This window comes from Paenibacillus sp. GXUN7292 (assembly GCF_050864975.1).
Classification (GTDB): Bacteria; Bacillota; Bacilli; order Paenibacillales; family Paenibacillaceae; genus Pristimantibacillus.
This window is the reverse complement of record NZ_JBOZWO010000045.1, coordinates 35,534-46,172: the sequence shown is the minus strand read 5'-3', so window position 1 is coordinate 46,172 and position 10,639 is coordinate 35,534. Positions and strand designations below refer to the sequence as shown.

The 10,639-nt window shown below is 46.2% G+C and carries 11 protein-coding genes; all 11 read right to left on the bottom strand.

Annotation, left to right across the window (positions count from 1 at the left end; translation table 11 throughout):
* Positions 1-621: 621 nt before the first annotated feature.
* Entirely contained in the window at positions 622-2,130 is a 1,509-nt protein-coding gene (gene lysS / locus ACRRU2_RS24810) for a lysine--tRNA ligase (RefSeq protein ID WP_432505803.1), read from the bottom strand.
* A gap of 265 nt (positions 2,131-2,395) precedes the next feature.
* Positions 2,396-2,872 carry a transcription elongation factor GreA gene (greA, locus tag ACRRU2_RS24805; RefSeq protein ID WP_331701396.1) on the bottom strand — a complete coding sequence of 159 codons (477 nt, stop codon included), beginning with the start codon at positions 2,870-2,872 and terminating at the stop codon, positions 2,396-2,398.
* Between the two features lie 354 nt (positions 2,873-3,226).
* Positions 3,227-4,231, bottom strand: coding sequence for a tRNA dihydrouridine synthase DusB (dusB, locus tag ACRRU2_RS24800; protein WP_432505801.1), 1,005 nt, complete (start codon positions 4,229-4,231; stop codon positions 3,227-3,229).
* Between the two features lie 7 nt (positions 4,232-4,238).
* Positions 4,239-4,451 carry a helix-turn-helix domain-containing protein gene (locus ACRRU2_RS24795; RefSeq protein ID WP_331701398.1) on the bottom strand — a complete coding sequence of 71 codons (213 nt, stop codon included), beginning with the start codon at positions 4,449-4,451 and terminating at the stop codon, positions 4,239-4,241.
* A complete protein-coding gene (gene folK / locus ACRRU2_RS24790; protein ID WP_432505799.1) occupies positions 4,403-4,963 on the bottom strand; it encodes a 2-amino-4-hydroxy-6-hydroxymethyldihydropteridine diphosphokinase in 561 nt (186 codons plus the stop codon). The genes ACRRU2_RS24795 and folK overlap by 49 nt, the downstream gene beginning before the upstream one ends.
* Positions 4,953-5,333 carry a dihydroneopterin aldolase gene (gene folB / locus ACRRU2_RS24785; RefSeq protein ID WP_331701453.1) on the bottom strand — a complete coding sequence of 127 codons (381 nt, stop codon included), beginning with the start codon at positions 5,331-5,333 and terminating at the stop codon, positions 4,953-4,955. Before folB ends, folK begins: the two co-directional genes overlap by 11 nt.
* 79 nt (positions 5,334-5,412) lie before the next feature.
* On the bottom strand, positions 5,413-6,276 hold the full coding sequence (gene folP, locus ACRRU2_RS24780) for a dihydropteroate synthase (RefSeq protein ID WP_432505797.1): 864 nt from the start codon (positions 6,274-6,276) through the stop codon (positions 5,413-5,415).
* 67 nt (positions 6,277-6,343) lie between these two features.
* On the bottom strand, positions 6,344-7,264 hold the full coding sequence (pabC, locus tag ACRRU2_RS24775) for an aminodeoxychorismate lyase (RefSeq protein WP_432505795.1): 921 nt from the start codon (positions 7,262-7,264) through the stop codon (positions 6,344-6,346).
* Entirely contained in the window at positions 7,261-7,839 is a 579-nt protein-coding gene (gene pabA, locus ACRRU2_RS24770) for an aminodeoxychorismate/anthranilate synthase component II (protein WP_331701402.1), read from the bottom strand. The genes pabC and pabA overlap by 4 nt, the downstream gene beginning before the upstream one ends.
* Positions 7,840-7,887: 48 nt before the next feature.
* Positions 7,888-9,471, bottom strand: a complete 1,584-nt coding sequence (locus ACRRU2_RS24765; protein WP_432505810.1) for an anthranilate synthase component I family protein — start codon at positions 9,469-9,471, stop codon at positions 7,888-7,890.
* A gap of 212 nt (positions 9,472-9,683) precedes the next feature.
* Positions 9,684-10,622 carry a cysteine synthase A gene (cysK, locus tag ACRRU2_RS24760; protein ID WP_331701403.1) on the bottom strand — a complete coding sequence of 313 codons (939 nt, stop codon included), beginning with the start codon at positions 10,620-10,622 and terminating at the stop codon, positions 9,684-9,686.
* Positions 10,623-10,639 lie beyond the last annotated feature (17 nt).

Genomic DNA, 10,639 nt, shown 5'->3' with positions numbered 1-10,639 from the left:
CAAAAAAGAGCCTGGCAATATGCCAAGCTCGAGCTTGTTAAAAAGTATAAAATGAAGAAAAGACAAGTACTGATAGGAGCTAATTAAGTCCATTTTGTCAGACTGTTGAAAAAGCTATACAGCGGCTTAATAGACTACATAACGGACCTAGAGCGGAACTCGAGATGCTTTCATTTTTTAACGAAGCCTGAATACGTTATTCCGCATATAATGCCCCTTTTGAGATTCTAATGCATAACAGAGACGCTATCTGTGAACAAATGGTCATTTGGGCAGCGTTTTATACGCAATAAGCACGCTACGATTCGTTACATTTTCAAAACAAGCTTTTTCGGTGTAATAACGCTAATAGGGGGACAGTCGATTAATTGTAGATAAGCAATCGAAAGGGGTGCCACTGCGATCAAGTTTGGGATTCCGACCGCTGTTGTAGTCCAATTTTTTTGATGAATAACCCCTGTAAAGGATAAAATTGGCCTACAAAGGCGGACGCTACCGCTTCTCCATTCCCATTCTTGCTCTCCGTTTCCCCTTTCTTTTTGCTTGTCAATTTCAACAGTAAGGAGCTTGGCAATAAGCCAAGCTCCTTCTCTGTCGATGCATATAGTTGCATTTCTTCCTTTATTCTGCTCCGCGGTTATCTCTCATATGAGGGAATAACAACACATCGCGGATAGACGGCGCATCCGTCAGCAGCATGACCAGTCGATCGACTCCAATGCCTAAACCACCTGTTGGCGGCATGCCGTACTCAAGCGCTTGAATGAAATCATCATCCATATCATGCGCTTCATCGTTACCGTGCTCACGCTCAAGCAATTGAGCTTCAAAGCGTTGACGCTGATCAATAGGATCGTTCAACTCCGTAAATGCATTAGCATGCTCGCGTGCAACAATAAATAACTCAAAACGGTCTGTAAAACGAGGATCCTCTGCATTTTTCTTCGCAAGCGGAGAAATCTCTACAGGATGACCTGTTACAAACGTCGGCTGAATTAAAGTATGCTCTGCATGGGTTTCAAAGAAAGCGTTCAGAATATGGCCAAATGTCATATGCGGCTCAACTGGAACCTTGTGATCCCTTGCCAGCTGATGTGCTTCTTCGTCGCTCATATGCACACTAAAGTCTACGCCTGTCACTTCCTTAACCAGGTCTACCATAGATACTCGTCTCCACTGAGGAGTGAGATCAATCTCCTGTCCTTGGTATTGAATTTTCATCGTACCATGAACCTCTTGTGCAATATGAGCAATTAAATTCTCCGTCAGGTTCATAATATCCTTGTAATCAGCGTAAGCTTCGTACAGCTCAATCATCGTGAACTCTGGATTATGGCGGGTTGAAATCCCTTCATTCCGGTATACCCGACCGATTTCATACACTTTTTCTAATCCGCCTACGATTAGACGCTTCAGATGAAGCTCGATCGCGATACGCATGAACAGCTGCATATCGAGCGCATTATGATGCGTTATAAATGGACGTGCCGCAGCACCGCCTGCTATAGCATGCAGCGTCGGAGTTTCTACTTCCAAGTAGCCGAGTGAATCCAAATAACGTCTCATTGATTGAATAATACGAGAACGGGTAATAAATGTTTTTTGAACATCCGGATTTACAATCAAATCAACGTAGCGCTGACGATAGCGCAGCTCTACATCCTTTAACCCGTGATGCTTGTCCGGCAATGGAAGAAGCGACTTCGTCAATACGTCGAGGTCTAGTGCTTTGACTGATACCTCGCCGGTATTTGTTTTGAAAACAACGCCGTGCACGCCGACTATGTCCCCGATATCAAGCATGTCGAACGCATCGAATTTATTTTCCGCTACTGTATCCTTGCGCACATAGATTTGAATGCGTCCGCTCAAATCCTGAATATGAGCAAAGCTCGCCTTACCCATGCCGCGCTTTTGCATAATCCGGCCTGCAATACTTACTTTAACAGCTTGCTCTGCCAGTTCCTCTTTGCCTACTGACTCGTATTCCCGCACGATTTGCTCCGCATTATGAGTTCGCTCAAATCGGCCGCCGAACGGATCAACACCTAACGCTCTAAGCTCGTCCAGTTTGTCTCTGCGAATCTGAAGCAGCTCGCTTAGCTCTTGTTCATTGTTATCATGTTCCACTACATTCATCTCCTTGACACTTCCGGCATCGCCATTGAAGCACGATCACTCGTTCTTTTTGGGGGGATGCCGTTTCTTCGAAATTATAAGAGCTTTGTAAACTTTCTACCCAACGCTCTTATAATTGTAGCACAAACGGCTTATGCCGCCTTGTAGGGCGGCAGGAGCTCGCTCAGCGGTTATATGCTCGCCAGGATTTCTGTCAGCTCACATTGTCAAAAAGCTTCCTTGTAAGGAAGCTTTTTATAATCGCCATTAGCATACCTTATTTTTTAATATCAATAATCTTATACTGAATAATACCAGCAGGCACATTCACTTCAACTATGGTATCCTTCTTCTTGCCCAGGATTGCCTTGCCAACCGGACTTTCATTGGAAATTCTGTTTTTCAGCGGATCGGACTCAGCTGTTCCGACTATAGCATATTCCATCGTATCGCCAAATTCCAAATCCTCTACGGTAACGATAGAGCCAATGCTCACTGTATCAATATCAATCTCGTCATTGTTAATAATGCGAGCATTGCGGAGCATCTTCTCTAGTGTAATAATACGGCCTTCGATGAAAGCCTGCTCGTTCTTAGCGTCCTCATACTCTGAGTTTTCACTGATGTCGCCATAACCAATTGCTATTTTGATACGCTCGGCCACTTCACGACGTTTGACCGATTTTAAATTTTCCAACTCTTCTTCCAGTTTTTTTAATCCGTCCTGAGTCAGAATGATTTGCTTATCGTTCATCTTTCCGATTCTCCTGTCGTGTGAACTTTTTTCATACTTTGTATGAATTCACTATTACTTAATATATTGCCTTTAAATTGGCATCATACCTGCGAGCAGTAAATCTGCTCTCATGTTGTTTGTTGATTATATTGCACGATTATATGGCAAGTGCCCCCCATATGTCAATCTAAGCCAACACAACTATTGAAACCGTTTCATTCAGGTGTGACAAATCGAACACACTTGAAAGCGGCTATTGTCGACGGGTGTCGAATAACCGCTTTTTTTGACTTTTTATTTATGTTGAAGGCGATTTTGTATAAGCGCTCAGGCTGCTATTTTAAAATACAGGAAACGTCAAAGCCATTCTCCTTAATTAACTGCAGCTGCACTTTGCTCCTCGGCCTCTTCCAAAGAACGAATATAGTCTTCCAAAATTGCTACCAAGCGATCGCGGCCAGTCTCCTCCATAATGACATCCTTTACACGAGCGCCGCCAGACAACCCTTTCAAATACCATGCCAAATGCTTGCGCATCTCACGTACCGCAATATGTTCATTACGAAGTGCAATCAAACGGTCCAAATGGAGAATGGCAACCTTCATCTTCTCGCGCGGTGTTGGATCGCCAAGCAATTCGCCAGTGCCTAAATACTGAATGGTACGATACAGCATCCACGGATTGCCAAGCGCTCCGCGGCCAATCATTACACCATCACAGCCTGTATGCTCGAGCAGGCGCTTCGCATCCTCAGGTGAGAATACATCGCCGTTGCCAATCACCGGGATAGAAACTGCTTCCTTGACGTCTCTAATAATATCCCAGTTTGCTTTGCCTGTATAAAGCTGCTCTCTGGTCCGGCCATGCACGCTGACAGCCTTGCCACCGGCACGCTCAACAGCCTGGGCATTCTGAACAGCATAAATATGCTGATCATCCCAGCCGATGCGCATTTTAACGGTAACTGGCTTTTCAACAGCATCCACTACAGCGGATACCATCTCATAAATTTTGTTCGGATCAAGCAGCCATCTCGCCCCTGCATCGCATTTAGTCACCTTAGGTACGGGGCAGCCCATATTGATATCAATAATGTCTGCATTCGTTTGCTTGTCTACGACTTTTGCAGCCTCAACAAGCGATTCGCGGTCTCCGCCGAATATTTGCAAGCTAAGCGGCTTCTCGCGCTCGTCTACATACAGCATTTCCATCGTGCGCTTGTTTCCATGCAAGATAGCCTTGTCACTTACCATCTCGGCACATACAAGACCCGTTCCGAATTCTTTTGCAATTAAACGAAAAGCTGGGTTGCACACGCCGGCCATCGGCGCAAGCACTACTCTATTCTTCATTTCGATGTCACCGATTTTCAGCATGTCGCTCCTACTCCTCCTTAATCGACATTAATTCTTCGTAACTAATTCCTAATGTTTTGGCAATATGATTAAGCAGCTTTGGATCATTTTTACGCGTTCCGCGCTCTAGCGAGCCTAGAACGGCCACTGAGACACCAAGCTCCTTTGCTAATTCCAATTGGGTATAGCCTTTTAGCTTGCGAAATGCCCTGACTCGCTGTGCCAATTGATGGTTTTCCATAAAGTGATGCCTTCCTTTCCTGACTGAAGCGCCGCTTGAGACAAAGATGCAACCTGCTCTTGCAGCAGATGCGAATCTGCGATCACATCATGCAGCGGTACAAGAACAAACGGCCTATCCATCATACGAGGATGCGGCAGCATCAATTCTTCTTGGTCCATTATGACATTATCATACAGGAGCAAGTCGAGGTCAATGGTTCTTGGTCCCCAGCGCTGCTTCCTTATTCTTCCCAGCTGCAGCTCCAGCTTTAACAAGCTTCTAAGCAGCAAGATGGGAGACAGGCAGGTGGCAACTGAAATAACCATATTCAAAAAAGCCGGCTGATCCACATAACCGACCGGATCGGTTTCATACATATGAGACACTTTCAACACTTGTATACCTTCATGTGCATGAATCATTTCTATAGCCTGCTGGAGTAATCCAGCGCGATCACCGATATTGGAACCAAGGGCGATATACGCCTCTTGAATTGTTTGCTCAGCCGGGTAATCCATGTCAAGACTCATTGCCGCTCCGCCTTCTGCTTCTATTAAGTTCAATTGTGACTCCGTCAAAAAACACCTCAAAAGGCGGATTTGGTTTTGTCACTCGAACGGTTACTTCATGTACCATAGTATAAACTTCAAGCACGCGGGATGCAACGCTGCTGGCCAGCGCCTCAATCAGTTTAAATGGAGGTCCCTCAACAACGGCTTTTATATGCTTGTACACCTCTGCATAGTTTACAGTAGCTTCCAGATCATCGCTTTGGCCCGCACGCTCCAAATCCAGCCTCATCTCTAAATCTATGATATAATGCTGGCCAAGCTTGTTTTCCTCCGGATAAACGCCATGATACCCATAAAAGCGCATACCCTTCATTTGCATGTTATCCATCATTTCTTCTCCCTTCTATCTGCGCAAACGAGGCGCTTCCGTTTCTCCAGTCCAATCATGATTTTTGACAGTCTGCCGGCTACGGCTTAACTGTGCCATACAGCATCGCATCTGTCATTGTAACGGCACGCTTTACCGCGCCAACATCATGAACCCTAACAAGCTGACAGCCTTGGGCCGCGCCAAGCACTACCGTCGCACAAGTGCCTTCAACAACCTCGCTGGCCGGCAGCGCTAACGTATTTTGAATAAATCTTTTACGGGAAGTGCCCAGCAGTACAGGGTAGCCCAGCTCGACTATCTTATAAAGTTGGCGCATAACTTCCAGATTATCTTCGTAGGTTTTTGCAAAGCCAATGCCAGGGTCCAGCCAGATGTTATTCTCTTCTATACCCGCTTGACGTGCCAAATTCACACTTTCTTGCAAATCAGCAAGCAGATCGGGCATTAAAGCGTTGTAATTCCGTTCTTTCCGGTTATGTGAAATGATAATCGGGCAATTGTATTGCGCTGCTGCCTTGGCCATGTCAGGGTCATGTTTTAAGCCCCAAATATCATTTATAATATGAGCGCCTGCCTTCAATGCCGCTCTTGCCGTTTCAGCCTTATAAGTATCTATAGATAACGGAATATGCGGCAGCTCCTCGCGCAAAGCTTCAACCACCGGGATGATTCTGCTTATCTCTTCCTCGGCGCTGACAAATGCCGCTCCTGGACGCGTTGACTCACCGCCGATATCAAGCAAATCGGCGCCTGCCTGAACCATTTGACAGGCATGCTTAACCGCTTCCTCAACCGCTAAATATCGCCCGCCATCCGAGAAAGAATCCGGTGTCGCATTCAATATCCCCATAACTAGCGTCCGTTTGCCGATCTCAAGCCCAGCTCCCTTATCCCACTTATAGCTTCGATATATCGGCTTTGCGTTGCTTATAGAAAACATTAATACCATACCTCCTTATCCTGTCCCGCACAGTAATTTTCAGCTAGCACCGGCACACATTTTGCGATTATCCAATAATGTTTTTCTTCGTATCAGCCTGATAGGCTTCTTGAAGCTGCTTTGTTATATAGCCTGTACAACCTTCACTCACTTTAAAGCTTTGCCCGGCTGTATCTGTCAGTAAAGTAACGGGAACTATTTCTTGAATCGAGTTCGTCATAAAAACCTCGTCAGCTTCAATAAGCTCTTGCCAAGAAAACATGCCTTCTGCGCAATTCAACCCAGCCTCGTCGGCCAGCTCAAGCACCCGCCCTCGCGTAATGCCAGGCAAAATGCCGGTTGCAATGGAAGGCGTGCAGAGCGCCCCATTCTTTACAAAAAACAGATTGCTGACAATTCCTTCAGCCAAATATCCCGCTTCCGTCAGCATAAGACCTTCTACTCCATTGACTTGTACCGGTTTGGGCGGAAGATGAGCATCTTGACGCTTCAGCACTTCAAGCTCACGCTTGGCTATTATATTATTCATGTAATGAAGGGATTTAAAACGAATGGAGCCTTCCGGCGTATTCCTTTTAGTCGCTAACAAACGCAGCTCGCGGCCTTCGGTACGAGCAGCTCCGCTGCTTGTGCCAGGTAATGATTTAACTAGCAACAAAACAGTAGGCTGCTTATAATCATCAACAGGAAGGCCCAGCTCCCCTTCGCCGGCACTTACCGTAAGACGCACATAGCCGTCTTGCAGTTGATTGTCCATGAGCAATTGATGAACCCAGGCTTCCACTTCATGCCCTGACATCGTAAAAGGAATGCCGAGCTGCTGGCATCCGCTGTTCATCCTTCGCAAATGACAGTTTAACAAGTAAGGCTTGCCGCCGTAGGTTCGAAAGGTCTCAAATAAGCCTATACCGTACAAAAAGCCGTGATCATAAACCGAGATCACAGCTTCACGCGCATCAACGACCGTTCCATTAAGGCCAACCTTCATCGAACAGCTTCCTTCTGGGCAATAAAATTGCGAAGCAGAGTCAGTCCATTTTCCGAAATGATTGACTCCGGATGGAATTGGACACCCTCTATTCTATATTCCTTATGTCGAAGCCCCATTATTTCCCCTTCAGTCGTCTCCGCGCTTATTTCCAAACAATCAGGAAGCGTTTCTCTGCGAACGATCAAGGAGTGATAGCGAGTTGCTGTAAATGGAGAAGGGATAGAATCAAATATACTTTTTCCGTCATGCAGAATTGGAGATGTTTTACCATGCATCAAGCGCTCTGCCCGTACAACCTCAGCTCCAAACGCTTGGCCGATCGACTGATGTCCCAGGCAAACGCCAAATATCGGAATAATGCCTTTAAACCGCTCAATCAATGCCAAGCTGATGCCCGCCTCATTAGGCGAGCAAGGTCCCGGCGATATAAGGATATGATCAGGAGCCAGCTGCTCAATGCCTGCCAAGTCAATTTCATCATTGCGCTTTACGATAATATCCTCGCCCAGCTCTCCCAAATATTGCACCAAATTGTACGTAAAAGAATCATAATTATCAATTACAAGTATCATTGTAATTTCTCCCTTCGACTATTCTGCCTGCGGCAGCTGCGCTATACTCTACTCTGCTACACTGTTATGCAATTTCTTGAACTGCTCGCTATATTGAATAGCTTTCCATAATGCTTTTGCTTTGCTTAAAGATTCATAGTATTCGCGCTCCGGATCGGAATCAATTACGATCCCGGCACCAGCTTGTATATGGGCATTGCTGCCCTGCAGCACCATTGTGCGAATAATAATATTAAATTCCATATCGCCGTTGTAGTCAATCCAGCCCATAGAGCCAGTGTAAGGACCGCGCCGTACAGGCTCCAGCTCTTCTATAATTTCCATCGTTCTTATTTTGGGAGCGCCTGTAATAGTTCCTCCTGGAAATTTGGCTGCGATGACATCAAAGGCATCCTTCCCTTCGGCAAGCCTTCCTTCAACCTGAGAAACCAGATGCATTACATGCGAATAACGCTCTATAACCATCAGTTCTTTAACGTGGACACTGCCATAAGCCGATATTCGCCCCAGGTCATTACGCTCCAGATCAACCAGCATAACATGCTCGGCATTTTCCTTTTCATTGCCTGCGAGCTCCTCAGCAAGCCGTGCATCCTCTTCCTCACTTCGTCCTCTGCGGCGAGTGCCAGCAATGGGGCGGGCAGCTAATCGGCCGTCTACAAGCTCAACAAGCAGCTCTGGCGAGCCGGATACAAGCTGGAACTCCGGACAACGCACAAACCCCATATAAGGAGAGGGATTCACTAAACGCAGCCATTCATAAAGCTCCTCAGGCGATACCTTTATTGGTTTGCTTTGACGCAAGGACAAATTAACCTGGAACACATCGCCTTGACCAATATAGCGTTGAATTGCCCGTACCGCATCTTCATAGCTTGCTTTTGCAAAAGGCGTGCTCATGCCTGTCAATTGATCATGCTCCTCATGCATCGATTGCTCATCGATAAGAGCCATACGCTGCTGACGGCGTTCCTGGGCCAGAGACTGTTCAGCATGGAACTGTTCGACCCAATATTGCGCCATATTTTCTACAGTATGGAACGCCTTATCGTAGATGCTGTGCAATTCCTGTTCATCCGCATCGTCATCAACATAGCTTTGATAAATGCAGTATACCTTTTGCTGTTCATGATCAATTGCCCATATCTGGTTCATGCGCATAAACAAATAATCCGGCACAGCCAAATCATCCTGCGCGATGACCGGCAGCTTCTCAATCGTGCGAGCTACATCATAGCCCCAAAAGCCCATACAGCCCCCGGACCACTTCGGGCCGCCGGGCAGCCTTGGTGAACGATAAGGCCTTAACCAGGCTCTAACAACATCGAGCGGCTTTCCCTCCCAGCGTTTTTCATCCTTTTTATGGCTGTTCAGCTCTAATGAAGTTGCAGATAATCCTTTGCCTTGAATAACGCTTGAAGGCTGAAGGCCTAGATACGTATAGCGTCCTGTTTTGCCGCTCTCCAGAACAAATGCATATGGCGAGGCATCGCGCCAAACTTCCTCCCATGAGGATACATTTCGCGCGCCGTCCAGCTCCAACGGTATTTCCTTGCATAGCGGAAACATCGTATACTTTTTCTCTGTACTTTCATTCCGCCACTCTTTCCACTGCTCTAAGCTCGTCAACATGACTTGATATCCCCCGATCAACAGCACTATTTCGCCTAGTATACAAAATAAATGCATCACCGTAAATGAATCCATGTTTAAACCGTTCATTGTAATTGACTCTGCCATTATACCGCGCGCCAGCCAATATGAAAATGCCCTCCATTCTCACGAATGGAAGGCTGGCAATCCTATACTTATACTTTTTATTATTTTAATAACAGCTGCTGCAATTAGTTTTCAAAGTTAAACAAAGGCGTGCTCAGGTAGCGTTCCCCGTTGCTCGGAACAATAGCAACTACACGTTTGCCTTTGCCCAGCTTCTTAGCTACCTGTAATGCAGCATAAATAGCTGCGCCCGAAGAAATTCCGCATAGAATGCCTTCTTCTTTCGCTGCACGGCGTGCATATTCAAATGCGTCTTCGTTATCGATCGTAATAACTTCATCGTAAATATCACGATTCAATATTTCAGGAATAAAGTTTGCACCGATTCCTTGAATTTTATGCGGGCCAGGCGATCCGCCAGACAATATTGGTGAAGCAGCAGGCTCAACTGCAATTATTTTGATATCAGGGAAGTGTTTCTTAAGAACCTCTCCAGTACCAGAAATTGTCCCTCCAGTACCGATGCCTGCCACAAAAGCGTCAAGCTTGCCATCGTGGGCTTGAATTGCTTCCACGATTTCAGGTCCTGTCGTTTCACGGTGAACTTTAACATTCGCTTGGTTTTTAAATTGCTGCGGCAAGAAGTAGGACGGATTTTCCTTTACCAGCTCCTCAGCCTTGCGAACCGCACCATTCATCCCTTCGGATCCAGGGGTAAGGACAAGCTCAGCACCATAAGCGCGCAGCAAATTGCGGCGTTCAATACTCATAGTCTCAGGCATAACGAGAATCGCTCTATAGCCCTTGGCAGCTGCAACCAGCGCAAGCCCGATCCCTGTATTTCCGCTAGTAGGCTCAATAATAGTATCTCCCGGCTTGATCAGCCCTTCCTGTTCAGCAACTTCAATCATACTAATTGCAATACGATCCTTTACGCTCGCTCCAGGATTTTGATATTCAAGCTTAACATAAATTTCAGCGCTGTCTTCCGGTACTAAACGATTAAGGCGTACCAATGGTGTATCTCCGATAAGATCAGTAACACTCTGCACAAGTCTAGCCATAATAGTGATTTCCTCCT